The organism is Paenibacillus sp. JT22N7 (assembly GCF_059383875.1).
Genome location: NZ_JBXENY010000015.1, coordinates 57,682 through 79,634, shown reverse-complemented (window position 1 = coordinate 79,634; position 21,953 = coordinate 57,682). Strand labels below are relative to the sequence as shown.

The following is a 21,953-nucleotide window of genomic DNA, read 5'->3' as shown; positions in this document are numbered from 1 at the left end:
AGCCATTGCGGTTATTCCCGTTTTTTTTTTAATATAGCCCGGATGGAGGCAATGTTTGCTAGTGGAAGGTCGCATTCTGGCGCAATATAAGGTAAACTTTCTAAAGCGGTCAATAAAACTGATGGTGTTTTGATTATATTTTTAAACCCTACTAGTTTTCTTCTCTGCACAAAAGGAGTAAAATAGAGCTATTGTTGACCCAAATACAATAACAAAGGATGGAAGAACCAGATGTCTAAACAGCAAATCGGTGTAATTGGCTTGGCAGTCATGGGCAAAAACTTGGCCCTTAATATTGAAAGCAGAGGCTTTACGGTGTCGGTATTTAACCGCTCCCGCGAGAAAACGGATGACCTGATCCAGGAAGCAGCAGGCAAAAACCTCGTTGCTGCTTATACAGTTGAAGAGTTCGTACAATCGCTTGAAGTTCCGCGCAAAATCCTGATCATGGTACAAGCAGGCGCGGGTACTGATGCTACAATTGACTCCCTGTTGCCGCATCTGGACAAAGGCGACATCATTATCGACGGCGGCAACGCTTATTTCCCTGATACACAGCGCCGCTCCAAAGCGCTTGAAGATAAAGGCATCCGCTTCATCGGCACGGGCGTATCCGGCGGCGAAGAGGGCGCATTGAAAGGCCCTTCCATCATGCCAGGCGGACAAGAGTCAGCTTACAAGCTGGTTGAGCCAATCCTTACAGCTATTTCGGCAAAAGTCGGCGACGACGCTTGCTGCACATACATCGGACCAGACGGCGCAGGCCACTATGTAAAAATGGTGCACAACGGCATTGAGTATGGCGACATGCAGCTGATCTGCGAAGCTTACGACCTGCTCAAAAACGTGCTTGACGTTAGCGTTGAAGAGCTTCACAGCATTTTCAGCGAGTGGAACAAAGGCGAGCTGGACAGCTACCTGATCGAAATTACAACTGACATCTTCTCGAAATACGATGAAGAAACAGGCAAGCCGATGGTTGACGTGATTTTGGACTCCGCTGGTCAAAAAGGTACTGGCAAATGGACAAGCCAAAGCTCGCTTGATTTGGGCGTTCCACTTTCCATCATTACAGAATCCGTATTTACTCGCTTCTTGTCTGCTATGAAGGAAGAGCGCGTAGCAGCTAGCAAAGTGCTGAGCGGTCCTGCAAAACAACCATTCCAAGGCGACAGAGCGGCATTCATCGAATCCGTACGCAAAGCTTTGTTTGCAAGTAAAATTTGCTCGTACGCACAAGGTTTTGCTCAAATGCGTGCAGCTTCCGATGAGTACAACTGGAACCTGCAATACGGCGAAATTGCGAAAATTTTCCGCGGCGGCTGCATTATCCGTGCCCGCTTCCTGCAAAACATTACGGATGCTTACAACCGCGATGCGGATTTGCGCAACCTGCTGCTTGATCCTTACTTCAAGGAAATCGTTGAATCGTACCAAGGCGCATGGCGTGAAGTGGTTTCCGTGGCTGTATCGAACGGTACGCCGGTACCTGCATTCGCAAGCGCGCTTGCTTACTTCGACAGCTACCGTACAGAGCGTCTTCCTGCGAACCTGCTTCAAGCACAACGCGACTACTTCGGTGCTCATACGTTCAAACGTCTGGACAAAGAAGGCACATTCCACTACAACTGGATTCAATCTTAATCGAGCCTTTGCAGAGGAGCGAGCGGCATTATTCGTGCGGCTCGCTCCTTTTTGCTGCGGTTAAACCGTAAGACGCTTCTTTGAGCCAGCTCCGCAAACGATCGGCTTCCTGTTCGGAAGCGCGTCCGCGGTGAATGAGGCTCATGGCCGCTTCTGCAAAGCAATGAAAATTACGCAACAATCGTGGCTGCGACAAACCTGTTAAAGCAGGATCATCGTCAGCCACCTTTTTTTTAATATATTCGAGCATCCAGATAACATCTTCGCGGGAAAGCGGATGAGTGGGGTTTAAAATACGGCTAATACGCAATTCCGCCTTCTGTGCGGCTGAGCATTCACGATCATTGGTCATTACGGCAACCCTCCTACCGTTTGATATAAGCATCATTATCAACGATACGGCAAAATGAACTTTTTTATACCCGATTTGCTGTGAAAAATGATATGATGGTTGAAGAAATTAATAGGATACATTAATTTGATGGGGGCACTAGAGAATGAATCAGGAAGCAGGCCGCCACAGCAAAATTGTGCTGGTAGGCTTTATGGGAACAGGGAAATCGACCGTCAGCCGCCTGCTCGCCGAGCAGCTCGGCTATGCAAGATTCGATACCGATGAGGAAATCGAACGCTCGCAGGGCAAGCGGGTCGCAGAGCTGTTTGCGGAAATTGGGGAAGCGGGCTTTCGTGATTTGGAGAGCGGCATCATTCAAGAGCTGCTAAGCCGCAAGGAGCCGGCCATTATTGCGACGGGTGGAGGCGCTGTTTTGCGTGAAGCCAACCGGGAGGCGATGCTGGGCGGAAGTCTCGTAGTCGCACTCAAGGCAAGCGCCGAGCAGATTATTGCGAGGGTACAGTCCGATTCGTCTAGGCCGCTGCTGCAAGGCGACGTTGCCGCGAATGTGAACCGGATTATGGAGCAGCGCAAGCACGCTTACGATTTTGCACATCTGGTGCTGGATACGACATCGCTCAATGTGCATGCCGTATGCGCAACTATTATACAAACAAGGGAGACAAAATAAATGACAGATGTTTTAGTTACGCCCACACCTAGGCTAAACGGGGAAATTCAAGCGCTTTCCTCTAAAAATTATACGACGCGCTACTTGCTGGTCGCTGCGCTTGCTGAAGGCACGAGCACGATTTATTATCCAGCTCACAGTGAAGACAGCGATGCGATGCGCCGCTGTATTCGCGATTTGGGCGCTACGGTAGAAGAAGATGAAGAGAAAATCGTCATTACCGGTTTTGGCCGTAACCCGAAGGATGTCAAGGAACTGGACGTAGGCAATGCAGGAGCTGTGCTGCGTTTCCTGATGGCCATCGCATCGCTGTGCCCGGAAGTGACGTTTGTAAACCGTTATCCGGATTCGCTTGGCAAACGCCCGCACAGTGATTTAATTGATGCGCTCGGGCAAATTGGCGTACAAGTCACCCATAATGAAGGCAAGCTGCCGATTACGATTAAGGGCGGACAAGCGAAAGGCGGCAAAATTCAAGTGTCCGGCGCTGTCAGCTCGCAATTTTTGAGCGCCTTGCTGTTCCTGACTCCGCTGCTTGCAGAAGATAGCGAAATCGAAGTGCTGAATGATTTGAAGTCCAAGGTTGTCGTTGGACAAACGCTGGAGGTGCTGGAGCAAGCGGGCATCGTCATTCATGCAAGCGAGGATTTGATGAGCTACCGCATTCCAGGCGGCCAAAGCTACGAAGCGAAAACCTATATCGTACAAGGAGATTATCCAGGCTCGGCAGCGATTCTTGCGGCTGCGGCAGTGACGCAATCGGATGTTATCGTGCACCGTCTCGCTGAGAAAAGCAAGCAGGGCGAGCGTGCGATCGTAGATGTGCTGCGCATGATGGAAGTGCCGCTCACTCATGACAATGATATCGTTCATGTCAAGGGCAATGGCAAGCTGAAAGCTGTTGAGTTCGACGGCGACCAAGCGACGGATGCGGTGCTGGCGATGGTAGCGGCAGCTGTATTTGCTGAGGGTACCTCGCGTTTCTATGATGTTGAAAATTTGCGGTACAAGGAATGCGACCGGATTACCGACTATTTGAACGAGCTTCGCAAAGCGGGAGCAAATGTAGAAGAGCGTCAAAGCGAAATTATTGTCCACGGACGTCCGGAAGGCGTTGAAGGCGGCGTCGAAATTAATGCGCATTATGACCACCGCGTCATTATGGCTTTGACGATTGTCGGACTGCGCTCGAAGCAGCCGATCCGTATTCGCGACGCGCACCATGTAGCGAAGTCCTACCCGATTTATTTTGACCATTTGAAGGCGCTTGGTGCGAACGTAGAGTGGGTAGAATAAGCTTGCGGAACGAGAAATAAACAGGTTGAATAAGGGAGGAGCGGTTCATATGGCATTTGAAAATCCATCACGCGAGAAAATTAAGCAGCTGCTTGAGCAAAGTGCTACTGTAGCGGTGGTCGGCTTGTCGGACAAGCCTGACCGCGTCTCTTATATGGTATCGCAGGCGATGCAGGCTAAAGGCTATCGCATCATTCCGGTTAATCCGGCTGTGAAGGCGGCAGAAATTTTGGGTGAAACCCGATACGAAACGTTAAGTGATATTCCATTTAAAGTGGACATCGTTAATGTGTTCAGACGCAGCGAGCATACCCCGCAAGTAGCGGAGGAAGCCGTTGCAATTGGTGCGAAAATTTTGTGGCTCCAGCTTGGCATCGCTAATGATGAAGCAGCGAACATCGCTGAAGCTGGTGGATTGCAAGTGATTATGGACCGCTGCATTAAGGTAGAGGATTCGATTTTGCTGCCGCAAGGAAAATCCAAAACCTGACTGTAATAAAAAACCGATCGATTTAACACAATAAGAAAGGCTTCAAGGGGCGATGCAGCATGTCGTTCATGAAGACTTTCTTTTTTAATGTCGAGGAGGACAACACGTGAATCAAATGTCGCAACAGCCAGGATATTTCCAAGGGCAGCAAGGTCAACTGGGTCAACAAGGTCAATTTTCGAACAACTATCAGCCATCGGGCTTCGTACAGTCGCATTATCAAGGCCAACTGAGCGAGCCAACCTTTAACCAGAACCCAAGCAGCATTGTGCAATCTCCAATTGGCGGTTATCAGGCGACGAATCAGCACAGCTACAGCTCTGCTGCATATTTGCCAAGCCATCAACAAAATGCGGGAATGATGCAGCATCAATATCAGCCGAATAGCGGCTACCAATCGCACACGTCGCATTACCAAGTTCCAAGCTATACTTCGCACCAAAGCTCGGCTAATTATGGAGCGAATCCGGTGATCTCGCATTTAGGCTATCAATCGAGCCCGCAGCAGCATTATGTTCAGTCCCACACAGGCTACGCTAACCAAAACTTCTCAAGCGGCGGCTATGCAGGCATGTCCAATAACACCAATAACCAACACCAAACGCATGGCGGCATGCCCGTACAATCGGCGACAGGACAAAATCCGGTGTACCACGCAACGAACGCTTATGCACAATCCGGTCCGGTCATTTCGCATTTGGGATGGCAAGCTGGACAAAACCGCTAAGCTATATACGCAAGGGCTTAAGCTAAGCCCTCCCCTGTATCGTTTTATAGGAAGAATCATCAACAGGAGCGGGCCGAGAGGCCCGCTCTTCACTTTGACAAAACGTGCGGAAAGCCTTACCATCGAGAAAAAGACATTTTAATCCGCAAAGGGGGTACGAAAGTGAATATATTAGGAAGCCTGCAGCAGCTCGGAAGAGCATTTATGCTGCCAATGATTGTGCTTCCAGCAGCAGCCATATTTTCGAGCCTCAGTCAATTGCCGTGGGATTATATTGGACTGCCGCAGCTTACGCTTTATTTGCAGGCCGCAAGTCACGCCATTTTTACTTACCTTCCTTATTTGTTTGCGGTAGGCATTGCGCTTGGAATGACGGGAAATGCGCTTGCAGCTGCTTTAGCGGCACTTGGCGGGATGTTCATTTATGTGGGCATTACCCAGACGGCTGTGCCGGAAATTGAGCCGACGGTGTTTATCGGAACGTTGATGGGCATCATCTCAGGCTTTAGTTATGAACGATTTAAGAATTTGCGTTTGCCTGAATACATACAATTTTTCGGAGGGCCGCGGTTTGTACCGCTGTTTGTCAGCTTTATATCGGTCTTATTTTCCATATTTATGATTGGACTAACGCCATATATTGAACGCATGCTTGAAGAGCTTGGCAACATCGTAGCTTCAGGAGGCGGGTTCGGTGTTTTTCTTTATGGCTTCGTCCATCGAATTTTGGTCGTGTTTGGGCTGCATCATCTCGTCAGCCATGTGTTCTGGTTCCAGATTGGCAGTTATACGATGGCGGATGGGACAACCGTATATGGCGATTTGCCGCGGTTTTTCGCTGGCGATCCCACAGCAGGCGTGTTCATGGCGGGAATGTACCCGACGATGATGTTTGCACTGCCTGCAATCGCGCTTGCCATTATCCATGAGGCGAGGGAGGATCTTAAGCCTAAAATCCGCAAAACGTTTATGTACGCGGCTCTGGCCTCCTTTTTGACTGGTGTGACCGAGCCTGTAGAATTTGCCTTTCTATTCGTTGCGCCTTATTTGTTCGTCGTGCATGCGCTGTTGTCGGGCGTCATTATGTGGGTGACGTATGAACTGGGCATTCGCCATGGCTTTTCTTTCTCGGGCGGAGCGATTGATTTTATCGTCAACGAGCACTTGGCTACGCGCGGCTGGCTGCTCATTCCAATAGGTATCGTAGTCGGGCTCATTTATTATTTTTTGTTCCGCTGGGCGATCGACCGTTTTCAAATTCCGACCCCTGGGCGCGAGGAAGGCTCGCATCTCGATGAGTGGGCTGGCGATATTCCGCAGCGTGCGCCGCTTATTTTACAGGCGATTGGCGGCAAGGACAATATTGTGAAAATGGAGTCCTGCATTACGCGGCTGCGATTGAAGGTAGCCAATGAGAAGCAGCTTGATATCGCAGCGCTGCGCAATTTGGGGGCAGCCGGTGTCATTCGCCTCGGCGGCGGAAATGTGCAGGTCGTCTTCGGCACATATTCGGAGCTGATTCGCGGGGAAATTTTGAATACCATTCAGCGGGATCAGGAGCAGGTACTGTTCAGCTCCCCGATGCAGGGGAAAATGATCGCGCTCAGCGATGTGCCCGATCCGATTTTTTCCGGCAAGCTTGTTGGCGATGGGGTTGCGTTCATACCGGATAAAGGGGAGCTTGTCTCGCCTGTCAAAGGTGAAGTTATTCATATTTATCCGACGATGCATGCGATTGGCATTCGAACGCCGGAAGGGCTTGAAGTGCTGCTTCATATCGGCATTGACACGTCCCTGCTTGGCGGCAAAGGCTATTTCAAGGCTGCTGTCAAAGAAGGGGACAAGGTGCTTCCCGGCGACCTGCTCATCCGCTTTAATTTGCAGCAGGTGCGCAAGGAGAGCAAATCGCTGGCTACTCCGATGGTGATTACCAATTCGGATATGGTGCGTTCATGGCGATTTGCGCCATATAAAACCGTTAAAAAAGGACAATCTTCCGTGATGTCGGTCGTGCTTAAAGAGATACAAGTTGGAGGGGAAAGGCCATGATACAAGGTATTGGAGCGTCAGCAGGCATAGCGATCGGAAAATCATTCGTATTGCCCAGCTGGGAGTGGGAGCTGCCGGAGCAGCGCATCGATGTTGCTGATTTTGCCCGTGAGTTCGAGCGAGTATATGAAGGCATCCGAACGTCAAAATTCGAAATCGAGCAAATGAAGGACGAGCTGCGGGAAGTGGTTGGTCCTTCGGAAACCCATATTTTTGACGCGCATCTTGCGATTTTGGACGACCCGGTGTTTATGAATGAAATTCAAGGCATTATTAGCCGGCAATACAAGGCAGCAGAAGTAGCGGTCAAGGAAGCGATCGATCATTTTGTGACGATGTTTGATTTGCTGGATGATGAATATATGAAGGAGCGCGCGCTGGATATAAAGGATGTCGGCAATCGGCTGCTTAAGCATTTGCTAGGCGTGCCGGAAATTAAGCTTCCATCCAACACGAAGCCGTTTATTCTCGTCGCCAAGGAGCTTTCTCCTTCGCAGCTTGCCCATATTAATCCGCAAAATGTGCTTGGCATCGTAACGCTGGCAGGAAGCACGACTTCCCATTCCGCTATTATGGCGAGGGCGCTCGGCGTACCGCTCGTTGTTGGCGTGGAAGCGAAGCTGGAGGAACCGATTCAGACGGGCCAGATGATCGTGCTCGATGGCGGAGACGGTGTCATGTATGTGCAGCCGGAGCAGGAAGTTATCGCGCTGTATTCGGCGAAGCAGCGGCAGCAGCAGGAGGCGAAAACCCGTCTGCGCGATATCGTCGATCATAAGTCGATGACGCCGGATGGCAAGCGGCTGGAGTTGGCCGCTAATATCAGCTCCTTCAAGGAGCTGGAAATTGCTTTGTCCAGCGGAGCGCATGGCGTCGGCTTGTTCCGCACCGAGTTTTTATATATGGACCGCAATCGCTTCCCGCTGGAGGAGGAGCAGTTTGAAGTATACCGCAGCGTAGCGGAAAAGCTGGAAGGCAAGCCGCTCATCATTAGGACGCTTGATATTGGCGGTGACAAGCAGCTTGATTATTTCAATATTGCCGAGGAAGACAATCCGTTTCTAGGCTACCGGGCTATCCGTATATCACTGGATCGCAAAGATTTGTTTAAAGTGCAGCTTAGAGCCATATTGCGGGCAAGCCATTTTGGACAGGTCAAGCTAATGTACCCGCTCATTTCTTCGGTTGAGGAGGTTCGTGCAGCCAATGCGGTATTAGCGGAGGCGAAGCAGGAGCTGGAGCAGGAAGGCCAGCCGTATAACCGGAATTTGCAGGTAGGTGTCATGATCGAGGTTCCGGCTGCGGTAATCATTGCCGATCTGCTTGCAGGAGAGGTTGATTTTTTCAGTATTGGGACGAATGATTTAGTGCAGTTTACCCTTGCTGTAGACCGGATGAATGAGGAGATATCGCATTTGTACGAGCCCTTCCATCCCGCAGTGCTGCGGATGCTTAAGCTGACGATTGATGCGGCGCGCCGCAGCGGCATTAAGGTGGGCGTTTGCGGAGAGCTGGCAGGGGATGCCAAGGCGCTGCCGATATGGCTAAGCCTCGATGTTGATGAGCTTAGTATTTCTTCGCATTCTTTGCTGCAGGTGAAAGAGCGGCTGCTCCGCACAAGGCAGGAAGACAGCCGCTTGCTGCTGCCTAAGCTGCTGGAATGCCGCACGAGTGCGGACATTCATGAGCTGCTAGGACAGTTTATGGATGAAAATGATGCCAGAAGGCAAAGCGCCTCTATTTCTTAAAATATAAGAATTTATAAGTATTACATTTATAAATAGACTTATATTTCATCGCGAAACGGTTGTTTTGCCGCCAAAGGACGGCTTCAGCCGTTTACGCTTGGCCTTTGTATTGCTCTAAAGCGTCAACGAAAGCTTTGGCGTATGGCGGAAGATCGGGCGGACGTCTCGCAGAGATGAGGTTTCCGTCTACGACAACCGCCTCGTCAAACCATTCGGCACCAGCGTTTTCCATATCGTCGCGAATGCCTGGCGTAGAAGTGACTTTCCGTCCTTGCAATATTTTTGCAGAAATGAGCACCCAGCCAGCGTGGCAAATTTGGCCAATCGGCTTGCCAGCTGCATCAAGCTCCTGCACAAGCTCAAGCACTTTAGGGTAGCGGCGGAGCTTGTCCGGCGCCCAGCCTCCGGGAACGAGCAGGCCAATAATGTCGCTGCTGTTCACTTCATCAAAGCTGAGGTCGGCAACGGCGGGCACGCCATATTTTCCAATATGCTTCTTGCCCTTCTCAGGACCTGCATATAGTACGGTAGCTCCCGCTTCGCGGGCGCGATATACCGGATACCACAGCTCCAAATCTTCGAATTCATCATCAAGTAAGCAAATAACGGTTTTATTGTGTAATGACAAGGATTTCCCCTCCAATTCATATTGTCTTACCTATTGTATCGAAGGAGAACTTATGAAGCAAACAATAGCAAAGCGTTCGGTGCGGGTGCTTCGCTGTATTCCAGCCGTGCTAGTCATGACAGCGATTTTTGCTGCATCAGCGACGACGGGCGAAGAGATGAATACGCTGCTGCCGTTTTTTCAAAAGCTGTTCCCGCAAATGGCGAGCTTTGATTGGGGACATTTTGTCGCTTATTTTATGCTCGCCGCCACCATCGATTTCGCTATCGGTGCGAGAGCCGACCGTATCGTAATCAAAGTGTTGATTGTGCTGCTGTGCGGCCTGTATGGCATCACTGATGAATTTCATCAGTCCTTCGTAGGGGGCAGAATGCCGGATGCGGCCGATGTCCGCAATGACATGATTGGGGCTGCAGTGTGGGCTGTTCTGGTGGCGCTGCCGCCAGTACGCCGATTATGGCGGCGTATCGCCCGGTAGTCCAGTTTATTCAAAGGACATCAATCAGAAAACAGCGGCTGTCAGTATTCCAGGCTTTCACCAATGGCGGACGACGCTCGGAGCCTGCATTTATCGTTCATTTTTAATAGTAAAAATTACATAAGTCTGCAAGCAGGAGTTTTTGCGAAAAAGGTCGAATATTTTACGCATCTCAAATTATGAGCATAAACGGAGATGAAGGGCGGTACAGCCGTCCGCGTGAAGGAGTGGACCAACTTGGAAAAGCGGTGTCATTGTGGTGACATCATGAAGATGAAGCTGCGTACCGTCATTTATTCTGGGAAAGTGGAAATAGACAATGTGCCTATTTATTCCTGCGTGGCCTGCAGTCGAAGCGAAGTGTTTCCGGAAGTGAAGCCCGATTTGACTGGTCTGATTGCTCAGCTTGGTGCAGAGCCATCGAAGCAGACCTTTTTTTTCGATGAGTGCAATGAATGGGCGAGCCTGCTCGTCATTGCTAGAAACACGAAGAAGCAATCCGATCCTGCTGCGGTGGAACGGCTTATTCAGGAGCGCATCGATGCGCTGCTGGACCTGCTGCTGCTTGCTCAAGCGCTTGAGGACCAAGTATGGATAGCGGATATTACGAAGCGGCTGGGCCAAATCAGCCGGCCGACAAGGCATACATAACGCAATAAAACGATGAGAATGCAAGCAGTTGCTTGAGCGGAAATGAAAGCGCCCCGGCGCTGACATTGCGAAAAGTAATATTTTGTCGTATGATTATTCTATTGTGCAGTGGGCGAAAGTAAAAAATCTGAGATAATGGAGAGAAGGACCTTGACGGTAACCATTTATGATGTAGCAAGAGAAGCAGGAGTATCTATGGCTACGGTTTCCCGGGTTGTCAATAACAATCCGAATGTGAAACCCGCAACCCGCAAGAAGGTTTACGAGGCCATTGAGCGTCTGGGATACCGTCCTAATGCGGTAGCTAGGGGCCTTGCCAGCAAGAAAACAACGACTGTTGGTGTCGTAATTCCCGATATTTCCAACGCTATTTTTGCGGAAGTGGCACGGGGCATTGAAGACATTGCGAATATGTATCACTATAATATTATTTTGTGTAATGCGGATAAGAAGAAGGATAAAGAAATTCGCGTTATTAACACGCTGCTGGAGAAGCAGGTTGACGGATTGCTCTTTATGGGCGGAGCAGTAACGGAAGAGCATATGCAGGCGTTCAAAACAACGAATGTCCCGATCGTATTATGCGCAACGACTGATGAGAACGGCGAAATTCCTTCCGTTGATATTAATCATGAGGAAGCGGCTTTTGATGCGGTCAACAAATTGCTGGAGCAGGGCCACCGCCGCATTGCGATGATCAGTGGCACGTTGCAGGACCCTGCGAATGGCTATGCCCGTTTCCAAGGGTATAAGCGCGCGCTGGAGACAGCTGGCATTGCTTATGATGACACGCTTGTCCGTATCGGCAACTACCGTTATGAATCTGGTATCGATGCCATGAAATATTTTATTGAGCTGGACGAGCGTCCAACTGCGGTATTCTCAGCGACAGATGAGATGGCGATTGGTGCCATTCATATGATTCAAGACTCTGGTCTGAGCGTGCCAGGCGATATTTCAGTTATTAGCGTAGATAACAGCCGCATGGCTTCGATGGTTCGTCCGCAATTGACAGCCGTTGCCCAGCCTATGTATGATATCGGAGCTGTATCGATGCGTCTGCTCACAAAGCTGATGAATAAAGAAAATGTGGATCACTCCAAAGTCATTTTGCCGCATGAGATGATTGTGCGCCAGTCTGTTGGAGGGGTATAGGAAGCATGACTTTTAACAAAATCGGCATCATTGGGGCGATGGTGGAAGAGATAGAACTTCTCGGCCAGCACGTCCAAGTAACGAAAGAAACCATTAAGGCTGGCATCACTTATTACGAAGGCCAGTTTCATGGCAAGACCGTTATTTATTGCAAATCCGGTGTTGGCAAAGTGAACGCTGCTGTATGTACGCAAATTTTAATCGATTTGGGTGCGGACTGCGTGCTGTTTACTGGCGTAGCCGGAGCCGTTGATCCAAGCCTGAATATTGGTGATATTGTCGTATCTACGAGCTGTGTTCAGCATGATATGGATTGCACGCCGCTAGGCTTCGCCCGCGGTGAAATTCCATTCCATGCGCGTTCGGAGTTTGTGGCGGATGAGCGGCTAGTCCAGCTGGCCGTTGATTCTAGCAATCGCTTGTTCGAAGGGCGCAGCTTGAAAGGCATCGTGTTATCCGGTGACCAATTTATTGCGAGCCGCGAGACGGTTGGGCTGTTGCGTGAGACGATGAATGGCGCTTGCGCCGAAATGGAAGGCGCTTCAGTAGCCCATGTATGCGACATGAATGAGGTGCCATTCGTGGTCATCCGCTCCATGTCGGACAAGGCTGACGGATCTGCGCATGTCAATTTCCCAGAGTTCACGGTGAAAGCAGCTAACAATTCCTACGCCATTATTGACGACATGCTTCGACATATTTAGTTCATAAGAAGGTATCAGACCGCCATCCGGGCACACGGGATGGCGGTTTTTGTCGTTGGAAATCAGTATTCAAAATAGGAAATAGATAGAAATAATTATATTCCGATAGGAATTATCTATTTTAATTGACAGCGATAGGAAAACCATTGTACGATTCATCTTGCCACCAGCATTTTACTATTTTTGGTTAAATGAGGAGGAGAGAAGAAAAAAGAGAGCGTAGAGCAGCGCGGAAACGATTTAAAAGACCGAATATTCTGAAAATAAGGCTGTTGGCGCAAATTAAACTTTAGGATAGGTGGAGATAGGTAATGGCAGACGTTAGCTGTGTCGTATGCAAATCGGAAATTAGTGTTGAGTCTGATGCAATAAGCGGAGAAATCGTAGAGTGCTCGTCATGCGGACAAGAGCATGAGGTGCATGCCGTAAATAATAGCATTTCAGTTGCATTAGCTCCCGAGATTGAAGAAACTTGGGGCGAGTAAAGGAGCCAGGGGATGAAGCAGACAAACACGGATATTTTGCTATGTGTGACGAAGCTGCGTGAGGAAGAGAAGCGAATCTATGAGCTGCTCCAGCAGGCTGGACATCATGTCCAAGTAAATCTGGATTCGATGGAGCTGCCGCTTGAGCAGGGCTGGGCGGATCAGTATGGTGTCGCGCTCATTCGCTGCCTCTCCCAGAAAAAAGCGTTAAGCCGCTCAACGATGCTGGAGTTATCCGGCATTGAAACGATTAATTCCGTTAAAGCGATTAACATTTGCACAAATAAAATTCATCAAGCAATCGTGTTCCAAAAGCATAACATTCCACAGCCCCGCTTCAAGGTCGCTTTTACAGCAGACAAAATCCTCGAATCGTTCGAGGATTTTGGCAACATATTTGTAATCAAGCCACCCAGCTCCTCCTGGGGAAGGGGCATTGCCCGCATTGTCGGCAAGGAATGCCTAGATGGCTGGATTGCAGCACGGGAATCGCTTGATCCGACCCAGCAGTCCTTTCCAGTACTCGTACAGGAATACGTGGACAAGGGGGATTATGATATTCGCGTTGTCATTGTCGGCCGCAAGCCAATCGTAGCGTTTCGCCGGGTGTCGGTCGACAACTGGAAGACGAATACGCATTTGGGAGCTGAGGTTGAACCTATTGCTGTCAATAAGGAAATAGAATCGATTTGCAGCAAGCTGACCGAGGTGCTCGGTGAAGGCATCTACGGTCTGGATTTATTTTATGACTATCAAAATAAACGATATCTCGTATGCGAGGTTAATCAAAACCCAGAGTTTTCGAAGTCCTGGAAAATTCATGGCGTCGATGTAGCCGCTCATATCGCGCTTTATTTGCAGGGGAAATTGGCCTCCAGAACGAGGCAGGAGGTTAACGCCTAACGCAGTTTAGATGATCGAGTTCCAGTTAAACGACGAACCATGAACCATGAACCACGAAAACAAGCTACGGATAAAGGAGAATCGGCGATGGCCCATACGACAATTATTACAGCTCCAGAGAAGGTGACACCAGTAATCAAAAAGGAGCAATATTTTTCTCTTTCCTTTGTTTTATCCCGTGTGCTGAATTCGGGCGTCATCATGAGTATTGAAAAAAATGAGAGTGAGCTCAAGGGGCTAGAAAAAAGCATCGGCAAGCTGACACAAAGCAAATATGTTTCCTTGTTCAACAGCTACACGGGCGCGGTGCATGCCGCGCTTTGGGGACAGGATATCGTCCATGGCTCGCTGACGCGCCTGGAGGAAGCAAGCGAGCAGGATCAGCGTTTTGCAAGCTGGCTCGGAGTAGGGCTGGTCACGGACTCTGATGTGCAGCAAGGCTTCGAGAAGGTAACGGTGACGTGGGATAACTTGCCCCGCATTGAGCAAGAGCTACAGCCTAAGCTGCACAAAGCACCCGTGATGGTGCTGGATTTCACGGAGCTTGGCTTCGGCCCCTGCGCCTCAATTTCGGTAAATGACGAGAGCGTATGGACCAAGGCGGAGCGTCTGAAAATATTCGGCGCCTTCGATTTGAAGACGATGTGGACGCAGGAGGAGGCGGAGCCGGACATTCAGCCAGGCGCACAGTTTAACTACAGGCTCAGCCCGCTTGTGGCGGCATGCGTCAAATTATCGCTTCTAAGGAGGAATAGCGGCTATGAAAACTGATTTTATCCGCAAGCCGCTGAGCTTGCCATCGGAAGCCTGGATTAACGAGCAGCTTGCTTATTATGGAGGCCCAGCCGTCATTCCCGAGGATAGCCGGAAGACGACCTTTCCTTCCATTACGAAAGAAGATATCGTTCAAATGCTAGTGTCCATTCAGCAAAGCCCGGAAGAAGTGATTCATGAGTTTACGGAAAAATACCGCAGCTACGTTGGGGCGAATTATGCGATCGCTACGGCAAGCGGGACGTCAAGCCTGCATCTGGCGCTCGTTGGTGTTGGCGTACAGCCCGGGGATGAGGTCATCATTCCGGCGTTTACGTTTATTGCGACCGCACAGGCCGTTGTGGCGGCAAAAGCGATCCCTGTATTTGTGGATATTGATCCACTGACCTATAACTTGAATCCTGCGCTGGTGGAACAGGCGATCACGGCGAGGACGAAGGTTATTATGCCTGTCCATGTCCATGGATTGCCAGCTGATTTGGCGCAGCTCAGGGCACTCGCTGACAAGCATGAGCTGCGGCTGGTGGAGGATGCCTCCCATGCGCATTCGGCCTCCATTGGCGGCCAGCTGTGCGGATCTATCGGCGATGGAGCGGGGCAGAGTCTAATGGCGGACAAAAACTTTCCTGTAGGCGGAGAGGGGGGCATCGCCTTCTTCAAGGACCGGGAGGATTATGAGCGGGCTTTGAGTTTTTTGCAGGAGACAGGCATTGATTACCGCATGTCTTGGATCGCTGCGGCATTTGGCATTAGCCAACTGGATCGTTTGCCGTATTACGATGCGATCCGGGCGAGAAATGCGAGCTATTTAACGAATATTTTAACGCAAACGAAGCTGTTTAAAGGTCCGCATGTGCCTGAGGGACATAAGCATAGCTACAATATGTACCGAATAAAGCTGGACCCGGAAGCGGCGGGACTGGGAGATTTGCCGGATTATCAGGTGAAAGAGGCCATTCAAGAGCTGGCATCGAGCGAAGGCGTCTTTGCACGGGAATGGCAAAACGTGCCGATACCGGGCCATCTGCCGTTTCAAAATCGCAAAGGGTTCGGCAGAGGGTATCCCTTTACGCTGTCCGAGCGCAAAGACTTTGGTTATCATATCGACCGCTTCCCCGAGACGCTGGGCATGCTGCGCTCAACGCTGACTATTTGCCGAGAGCTTCGCTCACCCATTGAATATGAGCGCATAGCCGCCTATGCGCTGGCGTTTCAGAAAATTGATGCGAACCCGGCGATTATTCGTGAACTCGTGCTTCAGAACACGGCGGCCAAAAAATCATATGAGAGGGATGCGAGGCTCGGATGAGTGTAACTAGGAGCAGCGTGAAGCGCGTCGCCATTTTGGGCGGCAATGGCTTTACAGGCGGGGAGCTTTATCGCCTGTTGAAACGCCATCCTTATTTCAAAGTTGATTTTGTATCTTCGGAATCGAAGGCGGGGCTGCCGCTGGATAAATTTTTTGTTTCGTCGGCGCGCCAGAAACGGGCGGATGGCGGAAAGTTTCAAAAGCTGGCTTCGCTTTCTGGACATTATGATTTCATCTTTTCCTGTCTGCCGACCGGGGTATTGCCCCGACATATCGACCATATTGCCGAGCATGCCGAATATGTGATTAATGTCAGCGGCGATTATCGCCTGAACGATCAGGAGCTGCTGCGGCAGTATTATCCAGAGAGCCTCAGCCATCCGGCGCAAGGGGGCAGCCATTATTTTATTCCAGAGTTCAGCGATATTAATTTGGAGGCGAAGGTCGTCAATTTGCCTGGCTGCATGGCGGTCGCAACGATTTATACGCTGTTTCCGCTGCTGGCAGCTAATCTGATTGAGCCGCGCGTCATCTCGGACGCCAAGACGGGCTCCAGCGGCGGCGGCAAGGCGAGCACGGAGCATCACGCGGAGCGCGCCCATAACTTCCGTCCTTATAAAGTGCATGGGCATCGCCACAGGCCGGAAATCGAATTTGCGCTGGAGGAGCATCTGGAACGTTCCGTGGAGCTGCAATTTTCCGTACACAGCCTGGATTTGCCGCGGGGCATTCTCGTTACCTCCTACTCCTTGCTGAAAGAGCATGCGAGCGAAATCGATGTGAAAAAAGCATTTTATGGCGCTTACGCGGCAAAGCCGTTTGTCCATTATTTCAATTCCAAAAACGGCTCCTATTCGTATCCGATGATCAAAACGACAGCCGGGACGAATTACGCTGAAGTCGGCGCTTATGTAGAGGGGCGCAATTGCGTCTCGATTGCCTCGATCGACAACTTGATTAAAGGAGCGGCGGGACAGGCGATTCAGGCGGCGAACCTGTACAGCGGCATTGCGGAGGAGGCAGGCTTACAATTTGAGCTAGAGGGGGCGTGGCCTTAATGTCAAGCCAGAGCTTGTACGTCATTAAGCTCGGGAGCAGCACCATTATGCACCATCCCGAAGTGTTTGCCGAGCTCAATGATCTGGTGCAAAAAGGGAAAAAGGTTCTGCTCGTAGCGGGTGGAGCTGAAGGCATCCGGCAAAAATACGAGCAGCTGAACCGGAGCATTCCGGTTCTCGCTTTAGCGAATGGAGATGAGGCGCGGTACTGCTCTCCATCGGAGATGCCGCTCATTCGGGCGGCGTATCAGGAGTTTATTTTGGCGAAGGTCCATGAGCAATTAAAAAGCTACCAGCTTAAAGTATTCGCCCAAATTGGCGGCGACAACGAGGTTGTATTTGGACAAAAATCGAAGCCGGTTAAAGCGGTCAAGGATGGCAAAACGGTTATCGTTCGCGATTCCCTGTTCGGCTCTTTTACAGGCTGCAACGTCGATTTTCTACAGGGCGCCCTGCAGGTATTTGATGTCGTATGCTTGACACCGCCTATTTATGACCGTGAGCTAAGCGAATATATTAACATCGATGCGGACATGCTGGCCGCTCATCTTGCAACCGAGCTTGCAGCCGAGCATTTGCGATTTGTGACAGGCACGGCAGGGCTTTTGGAAAATGTGGATGAACCAGCTTCTACGATATCCGACGTCTACTTGGGCGATGACATTCATTCCATCAAAGGACGGATGAAGCAAAAGGTACGGGCGGCGAATCATGCCATCAGCAAAGGCATTTGCGACGTAAGCATAACGGGCCCCCATTCGCTGAATCGGCCGGGCACAGGCAAAACATGGTTTTGGAATATGCAGCGGGATGCAAACGGAACGGATTTGCTTAGAAAAGCAATTCGAATTCCATCGGTGTCCGGCGACGAGTCCGAGCTTGCCGACTATTTGCTGAATGCGGTTCAACTGCCAGAGGTAAACGGCTTTGTCGATGAGGCGGGCAATGTGGTGTTCCGCAAAGGCAACGGGCCTAATCAGCTGCTGCTGCTCGGCCATCTGGATACCGTGCCCTATAATTGGCCTGTTACATGCGATGAGGAGCGAATTTCTGGCCGGGGAACGGTCGATGCCAAGGGCAGCCTGCTCAGCTTCATTCAAATGCTTTATGAGGCCAAGGTGCCAGAGGATGGCTCGCTGCTCGTCATTGGAGCGGTGGAGGAGGAAGTATCTTCGTCCAAGGGGGCCTTCTATGTCAGGGATCATTACCGGGCGGATGCGGTCATTATCGGCGAGCCGAGCGGGGAGGACAGCTTGACCTTAGGCTACTACGGACTATATAAGCTGAGTATCGCCATAAGCAAGCCGCAGGAGCATTCCGCCGGCAAGGACAGCATTAGCGTGCTGGATCAGCTTTATACGATTGTGGCGGATATCCGGCAGCAGGTAGGGGGCGTTGACCCGAACCATCTGTCATCTCTTATTGATATAAAACATAGTAATCATAATGGAATACTTAGTGCTGTGGGCATTTTAAATTTTCGGATTTCCCCTGATGCGGGCAAGGAGTATGCGAAGCAGATCCAGCTTGATTATGGCGATGGGGTTTCTGTAACGGTGCTGCGGGCTACGCCGGGCTTCGCAAATCCGCGAAACAGCCCATTAGTGAAAGCCTTTGTACGCAGCTTTGCGAGTAAGGGGAAAGCGATTCATTATATTAAAAAGCGTGGAACAAGCGATATGAATACGCTGGCTACGACTTGGGAGGGCGTACCAATGGTCGCTTACGGCCCAGGTGATGCGAGCCTCGACCATACGAATGAGGAGTATTTGCAGCTCAGCGAGGTGCATGGCGCGCGAGCGATTTTGCGGGGAGCAATTGAGGAATGGTATCGCCTGCGATCGGAGGAGGGTTCCTATGGGTACGTTGGTACAGTCGGCAAGTCATTCAGCTGAGTTTGAACAATTGCTAGCAAAGGCGCAGGCTGCGCGCAGCTCTATTATCGATATGGCGGCTCGTGAGACAGGCTGCCATATCGGCGGCAGCTTGTCGGTCATCGATTTGCTCATAGGCGCCTATGCAAAATATCATCAGGACGAGAATACGGCCATCGTGCTGAGCAAAGGTCATTCCGCAGCGGCATTATATGCAGCGCTCTACCAGTACGGAATTTTATCGGATGATCCAGCAGCCTCCTACGGCGGGGCAGATTCGCTATTCACCGGGCATCCCAACCCGAAGCTGCCTGGCATCCCATTTGCGACGGGCAGTCTCGGTCACGGGGTAGCCTATGCAGCTGGCTGGGCGCTCGGACAAAAGCTGCGGCGTACGAGTGGGCTCGGCATTGCCATTGGCGGCGATGGCGAGCTTCAGGAAGGGCTGTGCTGGGAAACGGCACAGCTCGTGCAGGCGAAGGGCATTACGAATTTTATTTATGTCGTCGATTGCAACGGAGGTCAGAACGACGGCTTGCTAGCCGACATATCGCCGCTGCCGAATTTGCGGGAGCGCTTTGAAGCGTTTGGCTTTCAGGTGAAGGAGATCGACGGCCATGATCTGGGGCAAATTATTGCAGCGCTGGAGCCGGACGGGGAGAAGCCGCTGGCGATTTTGGCCCACACGGTGAAGGGCAAGGGCGTAGCTGCCATTGAAGGCAATCCGCATGCCCATTATGCCAAAATTTCCGAGAAAATAGCGCTGAAATGGAAGAGGGGCTTGCAATGAGCAGCTTGGCAGCAAGAGAGGCCTACAAAGATGAATTAACGAAGCTGGCAGCGGATAATGGGAACATTATTTGCTTGGAGGCGGACTTGGGTGGTAAAGAGCATCCTTTTCAGCAAAGCTTTCCGGATCGTTTCTTCAATCTAGGCATAGCAGAGCTCGCCAGCGTAGATATTGCTGCGGGGCTGTCGAAGGCAGGCTTCGTGCCGTTTTTCTCGACCTTTGCGTCATTTGCTGCTCTGCGGGCAGCAGAGGGCGTGAAGCTGGCGCTAGGGTATATGGGTGAAAATATTAAAATCGTCGCCGCTTACGGCGGTGTATCGGGCGGCTGGTTCGGGACAACGCATCATTGTCTGGAGGACATTGCAGTTATCCAGACGTTCCAGAACATCCGTATCGCCTGTCCTCATGGGGAAGCGGAGACGCGGCGGGTCGTACAGGAGGCCGCAGCGGCGAAGGAGCCCTATTACATCCGCCTGTCGCGCAATGACAAGTTCGACAGCCTCGCCCGTGATGAGTCAAGCAGCTGCCGCGAGCTGCTGTTCGAAGGCGCTGTCCGCAGCGATGCGCCGCTGTGCCTGGTGTCGATTGGCGAGCAGGCTACTGAAATATGCAGCCGGATTTATCAGGAAAATGAGCGGGTCAATCATGCGCATCTTTGCTATGTCGACCGCGACAGCTTGAAGCGCTACAAAGCGGAGCTGCAAGCGGCAGCGGGAACGTTCCTCGTTGTAGAGGAGCACCGGGCTGCTGGCGGTACAGCGTCAAGTCTCGCCCTGCTGCTGCCGGAGAGCCAGGTCTACTCGCATGATTGCGGCGAGGAATGGCCGATGTATGGCGGCAGCCATGCTGATGTGCTGCATTATTTAGGCTTTGGCTATGAAGCGCTGACAAGGCAGATCGCAGAGCTCGGAGGAGATGCCGATGATTTTTAGTGTGCTGCGGCCAGCGAAATTCCGTTATTTTTTTCTCTCGGACATTATATCCGGCTTTGGAGTAGGAATGAGCACCATTGGCGCCAACTGGTTTCTAATGGACGAGACGGGCTCCATCAGCGCAATCGGGTTTATGCTGTCTCTGAATGTGATCGCCGGCTTTCTGATTTCGCCTTTTGTGGGCAGCTTGACTGACAAGTTTAATCGCAAAGCGATTATTCAGTGGACGTATTTTATCCGGGCGGCAGCTGTGCTGGCTATTATGGGCTTGTTTTTATGGACTGGATTTCGCATTGAATATTTGTATTTATTTACGATCGTAAATGGGATGGGCTGGACCATCTATATGTCGGCTTCCCGCAGCCTGGTGCAGGAGCTGCTGCCTGAGAAGGACTTGATTAAGGGCAATTCCTTAATCGAAATCAGCCTGCAGGTCGGCATGTTTATGGCTGGCGCAGCATCGGGCGTGCTGTATAAATATTCGGGCTTCGAAGTGATTCTGCTTATTAATGCCCTTGTGTTTATCGTCAGCAGCCTGCTGCTGTTCCGGGTCAGCTATGAAGCGATTGCGGTTGAAAATAAAGAAGAATCGTTTGTTTCCAGCTTTAAAAATGGACTCAGCTATTTGGCTGAGCGCCCGTTTATTTTTTTCCTCGGCGTCATCGCTATTATTCCGTTAGTATCCACGATGATTTATAATGTCGTGCTGCCGGGTTATGTGAGCGATGCCGTAAAGGGCGACTCGGTCGTGTTTGGCCTGTCGGATATGTTTTATGGCATTGGCGGGCTGCTATCGGGCTTCATTGCCGCTCCGCTGGCCGCGAAATTATCGAAAAATACGACGATTGCTTTATTTTTCGCTCTAGCGTTCGGTGTATTAATCGCCGTCGCATTCAACACATTTGCGTTTGTCCTTTACTTGGGCAGCGTGCTCATCGGCCTCAGCAATTCTTCGCTGCGAATCGTCATGACGACGACGCTGATGGAGACGGTGTCGAAGTCGTACATGGGCCGGGCGATGTCGGTGTGGATGGCCATTTCGCTGCTGCTGCAGACGGTATCCGCTTCGGCGCTGGGCTTGCTCATCGATCGTTATTCCGCAGCTGTCGGCTTTCTCTGCATGGGCGTGCTGATGCTCGTCGGGCTGATTTTGCACCGGATGCTAGTAGCAAGCAGCGGCGTGAAGGCGAAAAAAACGCTGGAAGTATAAATTCATGAACTAAAGGAGAATGG

Annotated in this window: 22 protein-coding genes; 20 read left to right on the top strand and 2 right to left on the bottom strand. The window is 50.9% G+C overall.

What is annotated here, in order from left to right; translation table 11 throughout:
* Positions 1-231 precede the first annotated feature (231 nt).
* Positions 232-1,644: an NADP-dependent phosphogluconate dehydrogenase gene (gene gnd / locus AC50Y5_RS29940; protein ID WP_056038723.1), complete on the top strand. Its 1,413-nt coding sequence runs from the start codon at positions 232-234 to the stop codon at positions 1,642-1,644.
* A 28-nt stretch (positions 1,645-1,672) separates the two neighbouring features.
* Here gnd and AC50Y5_RS29935 read toward each other — a convergent pair whose 3' ends face one another.
* Complete coding sequence (locus AC50Y5_RS29935) at positions 1,673-1,996, bottom strand: hypothetical protein (RefSeq protein ID WP_494865125.1); 324 nt, start codon at positions 1,994-1,996, stop codon at positions 1,673-1,675.
* A gap of 145 nt (positions 1,997-2,141) precedes the next feature.
* On the opposite strand from AC50Y5_RS29935, the gene AC50Y5_RS29930 reads away from it, so the two are divergent.
* The 6 genes from AC50Y5_RS29930 (at position 2,142) to ptsP (ending at position 8,979) form a co-directional block, all read left to right on the top strand.
* On the top strand, positions 2,142-2,669 hold the full coding sequence (locus tag AC50Y5_RS29930) for a shikimate kinase (RefSeq protein ID WP_056038717.1): 528 nt from the start codon (positions 2,142-2,144) through the stop codon (positions 2,667-2,669).
* Positions 2,670-3,965 (top strand): 3-phosphoshikimate 1-carboxyvinyltransferase, encoded by a 1,296-nt coding sequence (aroA, locus tag AC50Y5_RS29925; RefSeq protein WP_494865122.1) that lies wholly within the window; start codon positions 2,670-2,672, stop codon positions 3,963-3,965. It begins immediately after the preceding gene.
* 49 nt (positions 3,966-4,014) lie between these two features.
* Positions 4,015-4,455, top strand: a complete 441-nt coding sequence (locus AC50Y5_RS29920) for a CoA-binding protein (protein ID WP_494865120.1) — start codon at positions 4,015-4,017, stop codon at positions 4,453-4,455.
* A 106-nt stretch (positions 4,456-4,561) separates the two neighbouring features.
* Positions 4,562-5,182, top strand: coding sequence for a hypothetical protein (locus AC50Y5_RS29915; protein ID WP_494865118.1), 621 nt, complete (start codon positions 4,562-4,564; stop codon positions 5,180-5,182).
* Positions 5,183-5,344: 162 nt separating this feature from the next.
* On the top strand, positions 5,345-7,231 hold the full coding sequence (locus AC50Y5_RS29910; RefSeq protein WP_056038706.1) for a glucose PTS transporter subunit IIA: 1,887 nt from the start codon (positions 5,345-5,347) through the stop codon (positions 7,229-7,231).
* On the top strand, positions 7,228-8,979 hold the full coding sequence (gene ptsP, locus AC50Y5_RS29905) for a phosphoenolpyruvate--protein phosphotransferase (protein WP_056038703.1): 1,752 nt from the start codon (positions 7,228-7,230) through the stop codon (positions 8,977-8,979). Before AC50Y5_RS29910 ends, ptsP begins: the two co-directional genes overlap by 4 nt.
* A 91-nt stretch (positions 8,980-9,070) precedes the next feature.
* Here ptsP and AC50Y5_RS29900 read toward each other — a convergent pair whose 3' ends face one another.
* The gene (locus AC50Y5_RS29900; protein WP_056038700.1) at positions 9,071-9,607 is read right to left on the bottom strand and encodes a type 1 glutamine amidotransferase domain-containing protein; all 537 of its coding nucleotides are present in this window, start codon (positions 9,605-9,607) and stop codon (positions 9,071-9,073) included.
* 52 nt (positions 9,608-9,659) lie between these two features.
* On the opposite strand from AC50Y5_RS29900, the gene AC50Y5_RS29895 reads away from it, so the two are divergent.
* The 13 genes from AC50Y5_RS29895 to AC50Y5_RS29835 all read left to right on the top strand — a co-directional run bounded on the left by AC50Y5_RS29895 (position 9,660) and on the right by AC50Y5_RS29835 (position 21,930).
* A complete protein-coding gene (locus AC50Y5_RS29895; RefSeq protein ID WP_056038697.1) occupies positions 9,660-10,085 on the top strand; it encodes a VanZ family protein in 426 nt (141 codons plus the stop codon).
* A gap of 237 nt (positions 10,086-10,322) precedes the next feature.
* Complete coding sequence (locus AC50Y5_RS29890) at positions 10,323-10,736, top strand: hypothetical protein (protein WP_056039103.1); 414 nt, start codon at positions 10,323-10,325, stop codon at positions 10,734-10,736.
* Positions 10,737-10,886: 150 nt separating this feature from the next.
* Positions 10,887-11,891, top strand: a complete 1,005-nt coding sequence (gene ccpA, locus AC50Y5_RS29885; protein WP_056038693.1) for a catabolite control protein A — start codon at positions 10,887-10,889, stop codon at positions 11,889-11,891.
* Positions 11,892-11,896: 5 nt separating this feature from the next.
* Positions 11,897-12,595, top strand: coding sequence for a 5'-methylthioadenosine/adenosylhomocysteine nucleosidase (locus tag AC50Y5_RS29880; protein ID WP_494865114.1), 699 nt, complete (start codon positions 11,897-11,899; stop codon positions 12,593-12,595).
* Between the two features lie 311 nt (positions 12,596-12,906).
* Complete coding sequence (locus AC50Y5_RS29875; RefSeq protein ID WP_046230559.1) at positions 12,907-13,080, top strand: lysine biosynthesis protein LysW; 174 nt, start codon at positions 12,907-12,909, stop codon at positions 13,078-13,080.
* Between the two features lie 12 nt (positions 13,081-13,092).
* Complete coding sequence (locus tag AC50Y5_RS29870; RefSeq protein WP_056038688.1) at positions 13,093-13,983, top strand: RimK family alpha-L-glutamate ligase; 891 nt, start codon at positions 13,093-13,095, stop codon at positions 13,981-13,983.
* Positions 13,984-14,070: 87 nt separating this feature from the next.
* Positions 14,071-14,754, top strand: a complete 684-nt coding sequence (locus AC50Y5_RS29865) for a degT/DnrJ/EryC1/StrS aminotransferase (protein WP_494865111.1) — start codon at positions 14,071-14,073, stop codon at positions 14,752-14,754.
* On the top strand, positions 14,744-16,066 hold the full coding sequence (locus AC50Y5_RS29860) for a DegT/DnrJ/EryC1/StrS aminotransferase family protein (protein ID WP_494865109.1): 1,323 nt from the start codon (positions 14,744-14,746) through the stop codon (positions 16,064-16,066). Before AC50Y5_RS29865 ends, AC50Y5_RS29860 begins: the two co-directional genes overlap by 11 nt.
* Entirely contained in the window at positions 16,063-17,124 is a 1,062-nt protein-coding gene (gene argC / locus AC50Y5_RS29855; RefSeq protein ID WP_056038678.1) for an N-acetyl-gamma-glutamyl-phosphate reductase, read from the top strand. The genes AC50Y5_RS29860 and argC overlap by 4 nt, the downstream gene beginning before the upstream one ends.
* The gene (locus AC50Y5_RS29850) at positions 17,124-19,019 is read left to right on the top strand and encodes a M20/M25/M40 family metallo-hydrolase (protein WP_494865107.1); all 1,896 of its coding nucleotides are present in this window, start codon (positions 17,124-17,126) and stop codon (positions 19,017-19,019) included. Before argC ends, AC50Y5_RS29850 begins: the two co-directional genes overlap by 1 nt.
* The gene (locus AC50Y5_RS29845) at positions 18,982-19,788 is read left to right on the top strand and encodes a thiamine pyrophosphate-binding protein (protein WP_056038674.1); all 807 of its coding nucleotides are present in this window, start codon (positions 18,982-18,984) and stop codon (positions 19,786-19,788) included. The genes AC50Y5_RS29850 and AC50Y5_RS29845 overlap by 38 nt, the downstream gene beginning before the upstream one ends.
* The gene (locus AC50Y5_RS29840) at positions 19,785-20,720 is read left to right on the top strand and encodes a transketolase family protein (RefSeq protein WP_494865105.1); all 936 of its coding nucleotides are present in this window, start codon (positions 19,785-19,787) and stop codon (positions 20,718-20,720) included. The genes AC50Y5_RS29845 and AC50Y5_RS29840 overlap by 4 nt, the downstream gene beginning before the upstream one ends.
* Positions 20,710-21,930 carry an MFS transporter gene (locus AC50Y5_RS29835; RefSeq protein WP_494865103.1) on the top strand — a complete coding sequence of 407 codons (1,221 nt, stop codon included), beginning with the start codon at positions 20,710-20,712 and terminating at the stop codon, positions 21,928-21,930. Before AC50Y5_RS29840 ends, AC50Y5_RS29835 begins: the two co-directional genes overlap by 11 nt.
* Positions 21,931-21,953: the final 23 nt, after the last annotated feature.